Raw genomic sequence first — 16,338 nt, 5'->3', positions numbered from 1 at the left:
AGGATGTTACTTTTGATAACTTTTTATCGAAATGCCGACAATAAAAAATATTTCAACGGCTCTAAATCAGGAATCTTACTTTTTGATTATAACACCAAACAATCTGAATTTGGACATCTTATTGCATTCATTTTAATAGTTCTATTATCAATAATTTTATTACTCAAAGGACATGAGTATGTTTTTATTTGGATGCAACCCTTGAATATATTATTAAATTTTTACCCTATAATCCTTCAGCGTAAGCATCGAATAATTATCGAACCATTGATTAAAAGAATTTAAAAATTTAGTATAACCGAATGTAAAAACGAAGAAACCCGAACGCATAACATCACCTATACGAAAGCAGGGGTTTAGTGCTTCATAGGACAAGAAAGAAGTAAATTAAAAGTTCAGTTATTCGCAGGAAGTTCAGTGGTAAAAATCCCTGCCTGAGTATAGCTGAGAAACGTTATCAGCTATTTCAAACCAACACGTAAATGAAACCAACACTTTACATTTTGACACTTCTGCTGCTTTCATTCAATGCATTCGGGCAGGCAAGTTATTCCGGGTTTATTGATCAATATCCCATTGAATTGGTAACAAACATTTATTCTGACGGAGTCGCAAGCGCATTTTACGCCTACTCTAACTATGACGAACCCATTGTAATTAATGGTGAACTTAAGCAAGGTAAGCTTACACTTAACGAAAAAGACAGCAACGACCAAAACCTCCCACCATTTCACCTCTTCAAAAAATAATTGCCCACAAATTTGCGCAACTCAAAAGTTGCGCATATATTTGCAACCTGAGAGTTGCGCATTTAAATGTACACCAATGAAGCAAGACATATTCCAGGCCATAGCAGATCCAACCCGCCGGGCTATTTTGACTTTAATCGCCATTCAGGCATTGACACCAAATGTCCTGGCGGAAAAATTTGACATGACCCGACAAGCAGTATCAAAACACATTAAAGTATTGCATGAATGTGAATTGATTAAGGCGGAGCAGTCTGGCAGAGAAATTTACTATCAGCTCAATCCCCAAAAAATGCAAGAAATTGACAATTGGTTGGCCCAATTCAGGAAGCTTTGGGAGGCTCAATTCAATCAGCTCGACAATGTATTGCTAACACTAAAAAAACAGAAAAAATGACCAACGATTTGCTATTTGATTTTACCGTGGACAAAGCAGCGAAAACGGTATTCATAACCAGAGAGTTTGATGCCGAACTGTCGCTGGTATGGGACGCATTTACCAAAGCAGAAATCCTTGACCAATGGGTGGCACCTAAACCCTGGACATCAAGAACAAAATTTATGGATTTTAAAGTTGGTGGACGAAGGTTTTATGCGATGGTAAGCCCGGAAGGACAGGAGCATTGGGCAATTCAGAAATACACGTCCATCAGCCCAAAAACCAACTTCAGACTGTTCAATACTTTTGCAGACAAAGATGAAAACCCTCAATTGCCGGGCTCTGATTGGGATTATACGTTCAGTGAACAAGACGGAAAGACAATAGTGAATATTACTATTTATAATGAATCCCTTGCCCGCATGGAGAAGATGATTGAAATGGGCTTCACCGAAGGATTCAAGATGTCCATGAGAAATTTGGAAAATCTGCTGGCAGCTTTATCCGGGAAATGATTTCCGTTGAAAATATTTTGAATAGACGTCTAATAGAGTTCAATGCCGTGAAGGGTAAGACCTACCCCCGTTATGGGTTTATTGCAAATCGGCAGCTTTCCGTTGGAGAGCTGCCGATTAGACATTAAGAATGTATAAAGTTTTTACCATTCTGCGCTAGAAGTGGGGCAAGTAAACCCACAAATTCACTTCAAAAGCTTCTCAATCAAAGCCTTGGTAGCTTTTATACCTTCGTCTTCTGATAGCTCTGTGCCTTCAAACTCAATACCGATATTGCCTTTAAAACCAGCGTCTTTTACAATTTTCATGATTCGGGCATAATCCATTTCTGATTCGTTGCCATCCTTGCCGAAAACGTGGGTTTTGGCACTTACCCCTTTTGCATAGGGCATCAGTTCTGCTATGCCTTTGTAGCGGTCGTATTCTTTCAGGCATCCGTCTGGGCCTCTTTCAATGCAGAAATTGCCAAAATCGGGTAATGTCCCTACGTTCTCCAGGTTTACTGTTTTCATTACGCCAGCTAACCATAAGCCGTCAGACGAATATCCCCCATGGTTTTCAACCACCACATTGATTCCTTCTTTTGCCCCATACTCGCCCAATTTTTTAAGACCATCGGCAGCGTTTTTAGCAACTTCTTCTGCGGTGCCGGTTCCCGCTGCATTTACTCTGATGGTGGGGCATCCTAAATACTTGGCTATTTTCACCCAATCGTAATGGTTTTCTACCGCTTTTTGCCTTTCTGCTGGGTCAGCATTGCCCAGGTCGCCCAAAGCATCGCACATGATCAGCCCCACTTTTACCCCGGCTTCATCACATTTCTTTTTGAAACCCTCCCAATAGGCCATGTCTTTGGCTTTTGAGAAGTAAAAGGTATTGACAAGCTCTATGGTGTTTACGCCATAGCCAGCTGCTATTTTGGGAAAATCGTCAGGATTGAGTTTTCCTTGCAGTAGCGAATCTGGATTTTGCTTTAAAAGTCTTCCAAAGGCTTCCCAGTCGCCATTAAGGGCGTCACCAAAGAAACTTTTGTGTAAGGACCACTGTGCCAATGATATGTTCATATCTGGTTTTGTGTCGGTTTTGGGCTTGCAGCCAAGCAACATTACTGTGCCTAAAATGATGCAGAGAATGATTTTTTTCATTGAATAAGGATTGAATTTTGATGATGATGTCAACAAATATAACTGATGCTTTGCATTTTGCATCAAAAAGAGCTAACTAACGCCAATGACCTTTATAGTTGCAGCATCAATCTTAACAACATCTTATTTTAACAATAAAAAACCCAAAACCATGACTGATACAATTCAAAAAATCACCCCCTATTTGTGGGTGGAGAAAGATGCCAAAGCTGTGGCAGATTACTACTTATCCATTTTCAAAGATGGTAAGTTGAAAGATTTTCGCAAGTTCGATAGTGACGATAGTGGAAATGATGCAGGTATAGAAACTGCTGTAATTGAAATAGCAGGAATGGAGTTTAGTATATTAGCGGCAGGCCCACTGTTCAAATTTAATGAAGCAGTTTCTTTTGTTATCAATACAAAAGACCAAGCTGAAACGGATTATTATTGGGAAGCGCTTACTGCTAATGGTGGTGAAGAAGGTTCTTGTGGATGGTGTAAAGATAAATATGGATTATCTTGGCAAGTTGTACCAACTGAATATTTTGAATTAATACATAGCGATGACCCTAAAGTAAGGGAAAAAGCAATGAAGAACACACTGAATCAGAAAAAATTGATACTTTCAGAACTCAAATGAACTAAATAATATCGGCTTAGAAGGACAAGTCGGAATTTGGATACGAATAAGAATTAAAACTGCCAACAATAAGGTATTGACAAAATGGGGGCAGAAGTCCTAAATTCAACATTTGTACTTCTATCAACATTTGTGGTGAATTGAACATTTGTGCACCTATTCCCCTACTTCACCAATACCCAAACCGTTATGAGCAATTTAATAAAATAGCATCGTCCCAAAAAAAATTGACATTGTGACAAAGAAACCAACAAAACGAATACTCAGAATAGTATTGATTATTGCAAGCATAACCTCTTTGTTTTTTGTGCCATGGATTTTGGTAAGGGCGTGGTTAGCGCCACTACCTGACACAGTTCAAGAACAAGTAAATGATGCCGTCGGATATGGATTGGACGGTATGATTGTGTATGTTGATGAGGCTGGCAAGCCACCAGCATTTTATGCAGCTGGCTGGAAAAATAGAGAAAAAAAGGTTCCGGCAGACCCGCAATCATTGTTCAAGATTGCCAGTATTAGCAAATTATATGTTGCTGTTGCTGTCGCTAAATTGGTAAATGACAAACATTTGTCTTTGGATAAAACCCTCGCTGATTACTTGCCGGAATTGGTGAGAAGAATTGAAAATGCTGATAAAATCACCTTGAGAATGATAGTGCAGCATAGAAGTGGCATTCCAAATTTTACCGACACCCCTGGCTATTGGGAAGACCCACCGAAAGCCAATAAAGAAAATCTTGAGTTGGTGCTGGATAAGCCTGCGGACTTTGAACCTGGTAAAAAATATAGTTATTCAAATACGAATTATTTGTTGATAGGCGAAATCCTTGATAAAACATTGAGATATAGCCATCACCAATATATCAAGAGGGAAATTTTGATGCCACTTGAGCTGAACAATACTTACAGTTTGTTTAGTGAAGTGGATTTAGACGATGTTATGAGTGGGTATTCCGTAGGTTATAATGGCGATTTAAAGTATAATGATTTTATAAACCCTAGCGGCTCAATGGTAGCTACAGCAAAAGATGTGGGAATATTCTTGAGGGCCTTGAACGATGGCTCTTTGCTAAATGATAATGAACAAGCTATTTATTCATCTATTTACAAATATGAACATACAGGATTATTGCCAGGATACTCTAGTATTGCCAGGTATTACAAAGATATTGATGCGGTCGTTGTTCAGTTTGTAAATACAAGTGGTGGATACACCTGGAATTTATCGGAAATCGTATATAATCGCATTGTAAAAATACTAAGAAGGAAAAAAAGCTCATAACAAATGTATTTGCAAAAGCTGGGGTGGGCGGAAGCCGTGTATCAGTAGTTTCAGCTATGCTGTGCTTTTGTTCGGGCTTGACGGAATGCTGCTGAGCGGCAAATCAAATCATCAACAGTTGTTTGTACATTCATCTTCAGTAAGCCAGGCTTGACGGAATGCTATTGCCCAACCTGCACAAAGCCCTGTTCGTTGGCGGTCATTGCAAAGAATATTCCTCTAAAAACCAAAATCTGCTTTATGGAGATCGAAGATTTTTTCAAGATTTATCAAAATGCTGCTTGGCGTAAGGACGCCATTGCTATGATCAATCTTTACGATGAGCAAGCTGTTATATTTGACATGTGGGATCAAGGTTTCAGTAGTTGCCGATAATACCCCACAAATTCCCTTCCCAGCGCATACACATCCCGCCACTCAAAATACCAAGGGCTCACTCCGCTCACCGCTTTAAATCCCTTTTTCTTAAACAACATTTTACTTCTTGTTAAATGAAAATACTGCGAAACCACAATGACACTTTTAAACTGTAAGGAATCTTGCAACTGAAGTGTATTGACAACCGATAAAGTGGTATTATTCCCCCGGTTGTCTACGATGATGAGGCGGTCTGGCACACCTTTGCCCACCAAATAATCGCGCATTTTATCCCCTTCGTAATGGCCTTCTTTGCCCAAGCCGCCACTGACCATGAGTCTTTTTACCCGCCCTTGCTCATACAGTTGCAAGCCACAATCGACCCGTTTGACCAGGCGCGTGGAGAGCGTTCCATCTTCATTGACCTTATTGCCCATGATGACGGCCAAGTCGGCAGATTGCTGACGATCCCACAAGCCATCGATGATGCTGAAGCTGAGGTGGAGGAATATCCAAAGCAGGAGCAGAAAGATACCATACTTGACTGGGCGAAATGTAGATGAGTTCATTATTTGAATGAGGATGAGCTGGTTCAAAATTACTTTGAATGATCGAATTTACAACAGATGCAACAAAAAGCCTTCAAATGTAGTTTTATCCTTACTTTTGCCACGCGCAAACACATCCGTAGAAATGTTTAAACTTTTGCACCTCATCTTGGCGATCAACGTGCTGTTTTCCTCAACAGGAATAACGGTATTTGAGCACCTGTGCCAAATGAAGGGTAAAACAGTCAGCGTTTTTACAAAGCCAAAAGCTTGTTGTAAGCGGGTAAAAACGGACCGTGACAAATGCCAAAAAGACTGCTGCTCAGCCTCGAAAACGCAGCAGCAAGGTGATGCGTTTTCCAAAAAAAACTGCTGTCAGGATAAATCCCAACTGTTCAAATCCAATATCGACGGTGCACTCCAAAAGATAGCACTGCCGGACTTAAACGTTCAAATAGTTGACTTTGAGCCCTTGCCTTTTGCATTATTCAGCTTTGAAGTCATTCCAATCAGTCAAAAAGCCCTGCGTTTTTACCTGTATAAACCACCGCCCAAGGTGACCGATATTCGGGTGTTTATACAGTCTTTCCTCTGTTAGTCGTTTCCGCGCGCTCCCTTTTGGCTTTTGTCGTTCTGACAAAAAGATGAAGACAGTTTTGCTTCATGGGCCATTTCATTTGCTTCAATCTGTCACAAGCGGCACATCAGCTGCTGCGAAAATTACTGGAATCTAAAACCACCAGTAAAGTCACCTTATGAAGTTGTACATCAAAAACATGGTCTGCAACCGCTGCAAAATGGTTGTGAAGTCCGAACTTGAAAAATTAGGTCTTCACCTCATTACCGTGGAGCTGGGGGAGGTAGAAATGGAGGGCAACCTGTCTGAGGACCTGAAGAAGCAGCTGAGCCAACGCTTGTCAGTACTTGGTTTTGAGCTGATTGACAGTAAAAAAAGCCGAATAATCGAGCGCATGAAAAACGCGATTATCGACTTGGTTCATTACCAGGACAATCAAATCCAGACGAATCTTTCGGTCTTTTTGGCGGAACTCCTCCTCATGGATTACAACTACCTCAGCAACCTGTTCAGCGAAGTGGAAGGGGTCAGCATTGAGCACTTCTACATTGCCCAAAAAATTGAACGGGTGAAAGAGTTGTTGATGTATGACGAATTGACTTTGAGTGAAATCGCTTTTCAACTCAACTACAGCAGTTTGGGGCATCTCAGCCGTCAATTCAAACAAGTGACAGGACTTACCCCTTCTCATTTTAAAATGATGAAAGAAACGAAGCGCTCGTCCATTGACGAACTGTAAAGGATGCAAACCTTTCCCAAAATTGTGCAATGCTACTGAAGGACAATCAAGCGAACTTTGTGTCATTAATTCATTCACTTAATGGTTAACACAATGACACATCAATATCAGTTGGAAGGATTGACCTGCAATGGCTGCGTAGCCAAAGTCAAGTCATTATTGTCTCCAATTGCGGGGATCGAATCGGTTGAAATAAATGCACTACGCAATGAAGCAACGATAAGCATGACACGACACGTATCGACGGAAACCTTGCAGGCAGCGTTGAAAGACTCCCCACAATACACCATTGTGGATAAAGTCAACCCCATTCAAATGCCATCAGTGGAGGCAGAAAGTGAAAAGACCTGGTTCGAAACCTATAAACCTATTTTGCTGATTTTTGGCTACATCACGTTGGTTACTTTGCTCATTCAGTTGGGAAACGATCGGTTCGATGTTATGCAATGGATGCAGCATTTTATGGCAGGGTTTTTCCTGGTGTTTTCCTTTTTCAAGCTGCTCAATTTGTCTGGCTTTGCAGATAGTTACCGGATGTACGATGTAATAGCCAGGCGTGTTCCCGCGTGGGGCTACATTTACGCTTTTACAGAATTGGGGCTTGGGCTGGCATATTTGACCAATTTTCAACCCCAGGTTACCAATGTGCTAACTTTTGTGGTCATGTCACTGAGTATTATTGGTGTTTTGCAAAGTGTCCTGAACAAACGTACTATTCAATGTGCGTGTTTGGGTGCTGTTTTCAATTTACCCATGAGCACAGTGACCATTATTGAAGATGGGTTGATGATCGCGATGTCTGCTGGAATGATTTTAATGACCTTGTAAATCAATTTTTTAAATCCATTTGTATAGAAAAATCTATTTACGGCAAGCCTGGTGCTTGTACTTTCGCTTGGACTATTTACAGCGTGCCAAAACAATGCACCTAAATCTGAAGTTAAAACCGCCGCTGCAGGTGTAAAATACATCTGCCCGATGAATTGTGAAGATGGCAAAACCTATAGCGAACCCGGTTCATGCCCTGTATGTCACATGGATTTGGAGCCGATGAAAGCGGAAGTTGAAGCCAACAAGTCGGAATACATTACCGCATTTGTAAGCAATCCAGCCCAACTCGAAGCTGGCAAACCAGGGGCCATGTCTTTCACCCCCCAAATCAAGGGCAACGAGAGTGCCGCTGTTCCACTTGACCTCGTGCATGAGAAAAAAATGCACCTGATCCTGGTCAGTGACGACCTCTCCTGGTTCGACCACATCCACCCGGAATTTTCTGATGCAGGTAGTTACGACATCAAAGTTTTGGGCAAAGGGGAGAACTTCACTGATGGCCGTGGACACAACGAAACCCGCTTTGACGCAGGGGGCAAATACTGGGCTTTTGCGGATTTTAAACCTACCGGTGCCTTGAATCAGGTCAACAAAACCGAAATCAATGTACTTGGCACTCCCGGCAAGGCAATTGCCTATACCCAACCTAAACTGACCAGCACCATTGACGGATTCACCTTGTCATTGGATGCCGGACACGACGGGACGGGCTTCAGCTCGGGTTCACACCAACACGTTCATGTGTCGATTAAGCAAGGTGGAAAGGCGGTAGATCCTGCAACTTTTGAAAATTACCTCGGTGAAAAGGCACACCTGGTGATGGTTGAAGTAGCCTCTAAGGAATTTATCCATACCCACCCAGCGGTAGACAATGGCAAACTGGAAATCAGCACCACTTTTGCCAAGCCAGGGACTTACCGCGGCTGGTTGCAATTCCAAACCGACGGCAAGGTACACACTGCTGATTTTGTGCTAAAAGTGAAGGAAGGTCATGCTGATCATGACGATCACAAAGCAGACGAACACGCTGGCCATTAAAAAGCAATAGTAGTTTTTAATAGGCTCCGGGTTTCCTAAAATTTGGCCAAACCCGGAGCCACCTTATCTTTTTCCAATGCTCAATCGGATCATCCAATTTTCACTGCAAAACCGACTCTTTGTGGTCGCTTCGGCAGCCTTACTGCTCGTTTGGGGGGCTTGGACAGTTGTTAACCTCCCTGTCGATGTGCTACCCGACCTCAATCGCCCGCGGGTCACGGTATTCCTCGAAGCAGGGGGAATGTCGCCTGAAGAGATTGAAGTACAAGCCGTATTGCCCATCGAAACAGCACTCAATGGCTCTCCCGGTGTAGAGGTGGTGCGCAGCAACTCTTCCCGGGGCATTGGCTTGGTGTTTGTAGAGTTTGACTGGGACGTAGACCTGTACCGTGCCCGTCAACTGGTTGCCGAAAAACTGACAACCGTGCCACTACCCGATGGAATTGTACCCGTCATGGGACCAATTTCCTCCGTGATGGGGCAAATCATGTTGGTTGGAATAACGGCTGAACCGGATAGTGCCACTGGAAAAACCAGCAGCACTGCCGCCGATTTGCGTACCCTGGCCGATTTCACCATCCGCCGGAGGCTACTGGCGATTAAAGGGGTGGCCCAGGTGATCCCCATCGGGGGCGACCGCTTGCAATACCAGGTGCTGGTCTCTTCCGCCAAATTGAAACAATTCAACCTTACCCTCGAAGACCTTGACCGTGCCTTAGGAAATGCCAACCTGAATGCTACGGGTAGTTTTTTCAACCGTTATGGCTCGGAAGTGCTCATTTCGGTACTGGGGCGGGCGAAAAGTTTGGAAGACTTGCAGCGCACGGTAGTCGTCAACCGGGAAGGCAGTCCCGTTTTGTTGAACCAGGTCGCCGAAGTAAAATTTGGCGCAGCCATCAAACGTGGCGACGCTTCGATCAATGCCCAGCCCGCTGTCATCCTCACCGTGGAAAAGCAACCCGGCGCCAATACGGTAACCCTAACCGAGGAAATTGAAAAGGCCCTGGAAGAATTAAAGGTTTCTCTGCCTGCGGACGTGCGCCTCAATGCCAAAGTTTTTCAGCAGAAAAACTTCATCGTGAATGCCTTGAGCAATGTGGAAGAAGCCCTGCGTGATGGTTTTATTTTGGTAGTAATTATCCTATTTTTATTCTTATTGAATTTTCGAACCACAGTCATCACCTTGACGGCGATCCCTTTGTCCCTGGTGATCACCGCCTTGATTTTTAAGTGGTTCAACATCTCCATCAATACCCTTACGCTCGGTGGCCTGGCTATTGCGATCGGAGAATTGGTGGATGATGCGATTGTGGATGTGGAAAACGTATTCCGCCGCCTGCGCGAAAACCGGGCGCTCGGCGACCCTAAAAGCCCTTTACAAGTCATTTACGATGCGAGTAGCGAGGTGCGTAATTCCATCGTTTATGCTACGATCATCGTGGTTTTGGTTTTTTTGCCCTTGTTTCAGTTGCAGGGCATGGAAGGCCGAATTTTTGCACCGCTGGGGATCGCTTACATTACCTCCATTCTGGCGTCTTTGCTGGTTTCTCTGACGGTTACCCCGGCACTCTGTGCATACTTGTTGCCTCAGTCAAAATTGAGTGAAGGCAAAGAATCCTTGTTGGTCCAGTGGTTGAAAAAACAAGACCTCAAACTGCTGCATTTTGGTTTGTCCAATCCTCGTCTGGTCATTGGATCAGCTACGGTACTCGTGATTGTGGCGCTGGGTGTGGCCACCCGTTTTGGTACCGAATTTTTGCCACCCTTCAACGAAGGTAGTTTCACGGTCAACCTCTATACACCCGCCGGAACCTCACTGGAAGAAAGCAATAAAATCGGGGCAGTAGCGGAGCAACTCATCCTGCGTGTACCCGATGTACAATACACCGCCCGGCGCACCGGGCGGGCTGAACTTGACGAACACGTTGAGCCCGTCAGCAACTCCGAAATCGAGGTGGAATTGCACGAAGATGCCCGTTCCCGTACGGAAGTATTGGCCGATATTCGCCAACAACTGGCCAACCTGGCCGGGGTTTCTTTGAGCATTGGACAACCCATTTCACACCGACTCGATCACCTTCTGAGTGGTGTAAGGGCACAAATTGCCATCAAAATATTTGGGGAAGACCTGGGCGAACTCAGAGCCCTGGCCACCGAGGTGCAAGAAGTTGTTGAAACCATACCCGGTGCGGTGGATGTGCAGGTAGAACGCCAGGTACTTGTCCCTCAATTGACCATTCGCCTCAACCGTGCTGCCTTACAACGTTATGGCATGCAAACGGGCGAAGTGGCGCGCGATCTGGAAGTCCTGTACGGCGGCAAAGTGGTTTCTCAAATTTTGGATGGTCAAAAAACCTTCGACCTCGTCTTGCGCGCCGTAGCCGAAGACCGCGAAAACCTGGAAAACATCCGCAACACCCAAATCCATACCCCTGAAGGGATTTTGATCCCGCTGGAAAGTATTGCCCACATCGAATACGAAAAAGGCATCAACACCGTAAGCCACGAGAACAGCCAGCGCCGTATCATTGTGTCTTGCAACGTGCAGGGGCGTGACCTGGGCAGTACCGCTGCTGAAATTCAAAAAATGGTAGCCGAAAAAATAAGACCGCCCCAAGGTTATTTCCTGGAATACGGCGGCCAGTTTGAAGCCCAAAAAGAAGCTTCACGATTGATCGGCCTTTTGAGTTTGTTCGTTTTTCTGGGCATTTTCCTGGTTTTGTACGCTCATTTTCGCTCCTGGCGCATAGTGCTGCAAGTGATGCTCAATGTTCCTTTGGCGCTGGTCGGCAGCGTGACAGCAGTATGGCTTACAGGCGGCACTTTTTCAGTGGCTACCCTGGTGGGTTTCATTACCCTTACCGGGATTGCTTCGCGCAACGGGATCATGATGATCTCCCATTACCTGCACTTGATGGAGCATGAAGGTGAACAATTTGACCAGGGTATGATTGTACGCGGCTCCCTTGAACGCCTAGTGCCCGTCCTGATGACTGCCCTGGTGGCGGCCCTGGCGCTGATCCCACTAACGCTGGATGCCCAGGCGGCGGGTAAAGAAATCCTTTATCCGGTAGCTACGGTGATTTTGGGTGGCCTGCTGTCTTCCACCCTTTTGGACATGATCGTGACCCCTACCGTATTTTGGGCCTGGGGAAAAAAGGCGGTGGAAGCCTATTTTGACGGTAAAAAGCAATCTGAGAATATTAAACCCGACAATCATTCGCTATGAAAACCTGGATGAACATCGTACTGCTTGGCCTGATCGCATCGGGGGTGTTTGCACAAACCACGCCTGATGCCGCAATCAGTGCTGCCTTGCGGAATCACCCCTCGGTGAAAGCCGCTACTTTTGAGGTCCAAGCCAAAAAATACGCAGAAAAAACGGCCCTAAAATTGCCGAATCCCGAAATAAACGCCGAAAGCCCCACTGGCGAATTTTATGCAGTAGGCGTCTTGCAGTCTTTTGAGTTTCCCACCGTTTATGCCCGCCAAAAACAGGTGGCTCAGGCCGAAACCGCCTTGGCCCAATCGGGGCAACGGGTGAGCGAAAATGACCTGCGTTACATGGTGCGTTCCCTATACTTGGAGTTGCAAGTTGCGGAACATTTAGTCCGGCAATGGGTCTCCCGCGATAGCCTTTACGCGGCAGTCGCAGCGACAGCAGCCCGTCAATTTAGCGGAGGGGAAATCGATTTATTGCAAAAAATACTGGCGGAAAATGAAGCAGGACAGGTGCATCAGGAGCGCCTCGCCGCCGAACAAAGCTCCATCGCTTTGCGCAAACAATTGTCGAAACTAAGTGGGCTAGGCGATTTAGGCACCCTGCTTCCGCTTAGCCTTGACTCCCTGGGCGCAGGCACTGTTGCCAATATTGCCAGCAACCCCAGTGTGGCTTTTGAACAACAATCACTGCGGGTAGCTGAAAAACAGGTCGGCTTGGCCAAAAGCCTCGATTTACCCAGCTTTTCCATGGGCTACCTCAATCAGGGCGCACGTGGAACCCCTCTGGATTACCGCTTTCGGGTCAGCGTAGGCATTCCCCTCTGGACTGGGCAATACCGCGCTGGTCGACAAAATGCCGAGAGCCAGGCCCAAGCGGCCCAAAGTAGAGTGGAAGGCCAACAACAAGTTGTAGAACTTGAGTTGATCCGTACCCAAACTGAAGCAACTACCGCACTCAACCAAGCCCGCTATTACGAACTGAATGCTTTGCCGCGCAGCCGTACCCTCATCAACACCGCACTGCGGATGCGCGAGGCCGGGCAGGTCGATTACGTTACTTTCCTGCGTACCCTGGATCAGGCTTTTGCCATTCAGCGCGAGTATACCGCGCAGGTGCAAAGCTTCGAAACGGCTCGGATTAAACTGCTTTACCTCGTAGGTCAATAATTATCTTTTCTTTTCAAAAACCAATGGCCATGAATTTGTCCAATTTTTTAACTCGAATCTTCTGCCTATTCTTTGGCCTAGCCATATTGCCCCAGTTGGGTACCGCGCACGGCGATGAAATTCCCAACGACCCAGGAATTGCCAAGGACCACTTTACGGTATACGGGCAATCAGAGCGTTACGAGTTGACGCTGTATTACCCCGAGCTGGAAGCGAAAAAAGCAGTGCACCTGACCTTATATCTGGCCGATTACCAGAGCAATCGCCCGATCGATCAGGCCAAGTTTAAAATCAGTACTTTAGAAGATCCCAAACTAGTTTTTGAAGCAGAACAGCTTTCGCCAGGGGTGTACGAGCTACACGGCAGCTTTCCTGAACACAAAACTTATACCCTCAATTTTCAGATCAGCCATGCCAATGGTGCGGACCTCATTGGGGTGCAAGGGATTCAGGTGGGCAAAAAATTGATAGCAGCTACCGAGCCTGCAAGTAAAGCTTTCCCATTCTCCAGCGTATTAGGGTGGTTTGGGGGCGGCATTCTCCTCGGCGGCCTGCTTGTCTGGTTGATCAGTCGCCGCAAACGGGTGCTGACGATGTTCCTGCTTTTGGCCAGCGCCTGGTTTTCGACCCCGGGTGTAAATCCCGTTTTTGCCCACGGCGATGAAGAACACGGCCCAAAATCGGGCGGAAGCGGCTATGGCAAATCGGTGTATACACCCAAAGAAACCCAGTTTTTATTTGAAATCAGCACCCAGGCCATCGCCATTGGGGATTACCAGTCGGCTACCACCATGTACGGCACCGTCATTCCCGCTTCGGGTGGTTTGGGCACCATTGTGGCCCCACAATCTGGTCGCATCACCCGCCTCAATGCCGCAGTAGGGCAAACGGTACGCGCTGGGCAAACCCTGGCACTTTTACAGCAAAACCTCGGTACAGCCGATCAAGTGGGGATCGCCGCCAACAATGCCGGGTTGGCCGTACAAATCGAAACCGCAAAAACCCGCCTTGCCGCCACCAAACGTGAATACGAACGTTTGAAAAAGATTGAGGACATTGCTGCCGGGCGGGATGTACAGGCCGCCGAATCCGCTTACAACAGCGCTTTGGCTGAGCTAAAAACGTTGGAGAGTCGGGCCGTAGGGGCCAATACTTCGGCCAACTCCCGCACCATCGCCTTGGTTGCCCCGATTTCGGGGGTAGTGGGTGCTTTCACCCTGGCACCAGGGGCCGAGGTAGTCGCTGGGCAAACCTTGTTCAGCATCACCAACCTGAACAAAGTATACGTGGAAGCGCAGGTGTACGACCGCGACGTTCCTCTGATCGAGGCCAGCAATTCATTCCAGGTTTTTTGCGCCACCGACGACCACAAAACGGCTAAAGTACGCCTGCTTTCGCCAGCTCAACAAATGAATCCGGGCAACCAAAGTCAACGGGTCATTTTTGAATTGGACAACCCCCAAGGGGAGTTCAAAATTGGCGAGTTTGTCACCCTGAAGGCGCTCAACCAGCAGCACAGCCGCCAAGTGACCGTGCCCAATTCTGCCCTCACCGAAATCAACGGAAAAACCGCCGTTTTTCTCAAACATGGCCCCGAAGAATTTGAATTGGCGTATGTACAAACGGGCGAAGATGATGGCACCCGCACGCTCATCCTGAAGGGATTGGAAGAAAGCACCAAGGTGGTGATCAATGGGGTGTATGAAGTGAAAATGATGTACTTGAATCAGTAAATTGGTCCGTATTCCTGTCAAAATCAATAGCAACTGTCAGTTTGGTGCTGCAAAGCCCAGACTGACAGTTCAGGTATAATCTGTGAATATTGCAACTTTGAGCTGAAGTTGTGTAATGCTTTTGAGGCGATAGAGGCGTAATTTTATCGTGCGGAAAATTCCTTTCGAATTCAAACACAACAAATGAAAAAGATAAGCTCGTTCTTCATCGCCTTTGCAGCTTTGATTTTGCTTAGCCAATGCAATATCGAGGCACCTCAGAATCTTAGCGACAATACTTCCCGTGAGAAAATCATTAACGAATTGATTAACAATGATTCTTACCGGGAGGAAGTCATGTATTCCATGCAGACCAAGCATCACGACGCCATGCTTTCCAACGTGCTAATGACTGCAAAAAACAATGAACAAATCCAATCTGACATGATGGACCAAATGATGGAAATGGGCAAAGCAGATTCCTCCATGTTCAAAATGATGATGGGCAAATCAATGGCGATGTGCAACAACGACCCAGCCATGTGCAAGATGATGATGGGGGCCATGCACGAAAACCCGAATGTGATGAAAAACATGAGGGACATGCATGGAATGAAAATGACCCCTGGCAAGTAAGTTATTGCTACTACGTAAAATAAACCAGCTTTAATTTTTTTAAAACCAATCCTAAAAAATCCGTTCGGCGCACTTTTATCAATTTGTCAGGTTGGCTAAACGGCATCAGGGACATAGGGGTTTTCCAACCTTCCGCCTATGACCAACGAAATGGTACACGAGCCTGTTCCCCGTTGATTGATAAAAGAGAATGTCGCTGAACGGAATTTTTTAGTTTTACAATGCAACATAGACAAAATCATATAAGCTAAAATCCACTAGAATAATGATTTAAATCATGGCATCGCATTTTAATACAGGTTAACCTTACCTTGTAACGTTTTAAAAATAAACACAAAATCCCTTACGATGAAAACGATTTTATTGGCAGTTTCACTGCTTTTCTTTAGGCAAATACTTTTTGCCCAAAAAGTTACAGATCTTAAAGGGCACTTCATCATTGATGCCAAAGGGAAGATATACATGGAAGGAACCAAAATTGGTTCAATAGTCAAGGACAGCATTGTGAAGAACGCAAAAGGCAAAAAAATTGCCTTCTTCCGGCAAGGGGGTATTCTGGAAGATGCCAACGGCAAAAAGCTTGGTCAAATCGGGAAAGATGGACGAACCTATTACAATGCCAACGGCCAGTTGGTATTACAGGTGAAAGACAATACGAATTCAGAGACTTGCGACATCGTGGATGCCGATGGAAAAGTGATTGGTAATGTACACAATACTTACAAGCCAATAGCTTGTTCAATGCATTGTTTTATGACTGGGATGGATCATCATAAAATGCAACAGCAAAAGTGAGCCGTAATTTGTAATGATTGTCAC

16 protein-coding genes and 1 pseudogene are annotated in these 16,338 nt (G+C 45.5%); 15 read left to right on the top strand and 2 right to left on the bottom strand.

Going from position 1 to position 16,338, the window contains the following annotated elements:
- The 4 genes and pseudogenes from ACEW9O_RS06990 to ACEW9O_RS06975 all read left to right on the top strand — a co-directional run.
- Positions 1–285 (top strand): annotated as a pseudogene (locus ACEW9O_RS06990) (hypothetical protein); the annotation flags it as partial.
- Between the two features lie 197 nt (positions 286–482).
- Positions 483–749: a hypothetical protein gene (locus tag ACEW9O_RS06985; RefSeq protein WP_373549423.1), complete on the top strand. Its 267-nt coding sequence runs from the start codon at positions 483–485 to the stop codon at positions 747–749.
- 76 nt (positions 750–825) lie between these two features.
- A complete protein-coding gene (locus ACEW9O_RS06980) occupies positions 826–1,146 on the top strand; it encodes an ArsR/SmtB family transcription factor (RefSeq protein WP_373549422.1) in 321 nt (106 codons plus the stop codon).
- Positions 1,143–1,643 carry an SRPBCC domain-containing protein gene (locus tag ACEW9O_RS06975; protein WP_373549421.1) on the top strand — a complete coding sequence of 167 codons (501 nt, stop codon included), beginning with the start codon at positions 1,143–1,145 and terminating at the stop codon, positions 1,641–1,643. Before ACEW9O_RS06980 ends, ACEW9O_RS06975 begins: the two co-directional genes overlap by 4 nt.
- Positions 1,644–1,828: 185 nt before the next feature.
- Here ACEW9O_RS06975 and ACEW9O_RS06970 read toward each other — a convergent pair whose 3' ends face one another.
- A complete protein-coding gene (locus ACEW9O_RS06970; RefSeq protein WP_373549424.1) occupies positions 1,829–2,749 on the bottom strand; it encodes a sugar phosphate isomerase/epimerase family protein in 921 nt (306 codons plus the stop codon).
- 190 nt (positions 2,750–2,939) lie between these two features.
- Here ACEW9O_RS06970 and ACEW9O_RS06965 point away from each other — a divergent pair, with 190 nt between their 5' ends.
- Entirely contained in the window at positions 2,940–3,410 is a 471-nt protein-coding gene (locus ACEW9O_RS06965; protein WP_373549420.1) for a VOC family protein, read from the top strand.
- Between the two features lie 235 nt (positions 3,411–3,645).
- On the top strand, positions 3,646–4,692 hold the full coding sequence (locus ACEW9O_RS06960) for a serine hydrolase domain-containing protein (protein ID WP_373549419.1): 1,047 nt from the start codon (positions 3,646–3,648) through the stop codon (positions 4,690–4,692).
- Between the two features lie 350 nt (positions 4,693–5,042).
- Here the strand turns inward: ACEW9O_RS06960 and ACEW9O_RS06955 are convergent, their stop codons facing one another.
- Positions 5,043–5,618, bottom strand: a complete 576-nt coding sequence (locus tag ACEW9O_RS06955) for a YdcF family protein (protein WP_373549418.1) — start codon at positions 5,616–5,618, stop codon at positions 5,043–5,045.
- Between the two features lie 124 nt (positions 5,619–5,742).
- On the opposite strand from ACEW9O_RS06955, the gene ACEW9O_RS06950 reads away from it, so the two are divergent.
- The 9 genes from ACEW9O_RS06950 (at position 5,743) to ACEW9O_RS06910 (ending at position 16,314) form a co-directional block, all read left to right on the top strand.
- Entirely contained in the window at positions 5,743–6,195 is a 453-nt protein-coding gene (locus tag ACEW9O_RS06950) for a hypothetical protein (RefSeq protein ID WP_373549417.1), read from the top strand.
- 157 nt (positions 6,196–6,352) lie between these two features.
- Positions 6,353–6,913, top strand: coding sequence for a helix-turn-helix domain-containing protein (locus tag ACEW9O_RS06945; protein ID WP_373549416.1), 561 nt, complete (start codon positions 6,353–6,355; stop codon positions 6,911–6,913).
- A gap of 93 nt (positions 6,914–7,006) precedes the next feature.
- Positions 7,007–7,741 (top strand): heavy-metal-associated domain-containing protein, encoded by a 735-nt coding sequence (locus tag ACEW9O_RS06940; RefSeq protein ID WP_373549415.1) that lies wholly within the window; start codon positions 7,007–7,009, stop codon positions 7,739–7,741.
- A 51-nt stretch (positions 7,742–7,792) separates the two neighbouring features.
- Positions 7,793–8,782 carry a heavy metal-binding domain-containing protein gene (locus tag ACEW9O_RS06935; protein ID WP_373549414.1) on the top strand — a complete coding sequence of 330 codons (990 nt, stop codon included), beginning with the start codon at positions 7,793–7,795 and terminating at the stop codon, positions 8,780–8,782.
- Between the two features lie 76 nt (positions 8,783–8,858).
- Positions 8,859–12,011 carry an efflux RND transporter permease subunit gene (locus ACEW9O_RS06930; protein WP_373549413.1) on the top strand — a complete coding sequence of 1,051 codons (3,153 nt, stop codon included), beginning with the start codon at positions 8,859–8,861 and terminating at the stop codon, positions 12,009–12,011.
- A complete protein-coding gene (locus tag ACEW9O_RS06925) occupies positions 12,008–13,171 on the top strand; it encodes a TolC family protein (protein ID WP_373549412.1) in 1,164 nt (387 codons plus the stop codon). The genes ACEW9O_RS06930 and ACEW9O_RS06925 overlap by 4 nt, the downstream gene beginning before the upstream one ends.
- A gap of 29 nt (positions 13,172–13,200) precedes the next feature.
- Complete coding sequence (locus ACEW9O_RS06920) at positions 13,201–14,904, top strand: efflux RND transporter periplasmic adaptor subunit (RefSeq protein ID WP_373549411.1); 1,704 nt, start codon at positions 13,201–13,203, stop codon at positions 14,902–14,904.
- A gap of 183 nt (positions 14,905–15,087) precedes the next feature.
- The gene (locus ACEW9O_RS06915; RefSeq protein ID WP_373549410.1) at positions 15,088–15,519 is read left to right on the top strand and encodes a hypothetical protein; all 432 of its coding nucleotides are present in this window, start codon (positions 15,088–15,090) and stop codon (positions 15,517–15,519) included.
- 348 nt (positions 15,520–15,867) lie between these two features.
- Complete coding sequence (locus ACEW9O_RS06910) at positions 15,868–16,314, top strand: 5-fold beta-flower protein (RefSeq protein ID WP_373549409.1); 447 nt, start codon at positions 15,868–15,870, stop codon at positions 16,312–16,314.
- Positions 16,315–16,338: the final 24 nt, after the last annotated feature.

Origin of the sequence: Haliscomenobacter sp. (assembly GCF_041740695.1) — a bacterium.
Taxonomy (GTDB): domain Bacteria; phylum Bacteroidota; class Bacteroidia; order Chitinophagales; family Saprospiraceae; genus Haliscomenobacter.
This window is presented reverse-complemented; position numbering and strand designations above follow the sequence as displayed.

Bases quoted from the DNA above. Each gene is read 5' to 3' on its own strand.
- ACEW9O_RS06985 (WP_373549423.1), top strand. From the start codon at position 483: ATGAAACCAACACTTTACATTTTGACACTTCTGCTGCTTTCATTCAAT.
- ACEW9O_RS06920 (WP_373549411.1), top strand. From the start codon at position 13,201: ATGAATTTGTCCAATTTTTTAACTCGAATCTTCTGCCTATTCTTTGGC.
- ACEW9O_RS06915 (WP_373549410.1), top strand. From the start codon at position 15,088: ATGAAAAAGATAAGCTCGTTCTTCATCGCCTTTGCAGCTTTGATTTTG.
- ACEW9O_RS06970 (WP_373549424.1), bottom strand. From the start codon at position 2,749: ATGTTGCTTGGCTGCAAGCCCAAAACCGACACAAAACCAGATATGAAC.
- ACEW9O_RS06910 (WP_373549409.1), top strand. From the start codon at position 15,868: ATGAAAACGATTTTATTGGCAGTTTCACTGCTTTTCTTTAGGCAAATA.
- ACEW9O_RS06925 (WP_373549412.1), top strand. From the start codon at position 12,008: ATGAAAACCTGGATGAACATCGTACTGCTTGGCCTGATCGCATCGGGG.
- ACEW9O_RS06965 (WP_373549420.1), top strand. From the start codon at position 2,940: ATGACTGATACAATTCAAAAAATCACCCCCTATTTGTGGGTGGAGAAA.
- ACEW9O_RS06980 (WP_373549422.1), top strand. From the start codon at position 826: ATGAAGCAAGACATATTCCAGGCCATAGCAGATCCAACCCGCCGGGCT.
- ACEW9O_RS06940 (WP_373549415.1), top strand. From the start codon at position 7,007: ATGACACATCAATATCAGTTGGAAGGATTGACCTGCAATGGCTGCGTA.
- ACEW9O_RS06975 (WP_373549421.1), top strand. From the start codon at position 1,143: ATGACCAACGATTTGCTATTTGATTTTACCGTGGACAAAGCAGCGAAA.
- ACEW9O_RS06945 (WP_373549416.1), top strand. From the start codon at position 6,353: ATGAAGTTGTACATCAAAAACATGGTCTGCAACCGCTGCAAAATGGTT.
- ACEW9O_RS06930 (WP_373549413.1), top strand. From the start codon at position 8,859: ATGCTCAATCGGATCATCCAATTTTCACTGCAAAACCGACTCTTTGTG.
- ACEW9O_RS06955 (WP_373549418.1), bottom strand. From the start codon at position 5,618: ATGAACTCATCTACATTTCGCCCAGTCAAGTATGGTATCTTTCTGCTC.
- ACEW9O_RS06950 (WP_373549417.1), top strand. From the start codon at position 5,743: ATGTTTAAACTTTTGCACCTCATCTTGGCGATCAACGTGCTGTTTTCC.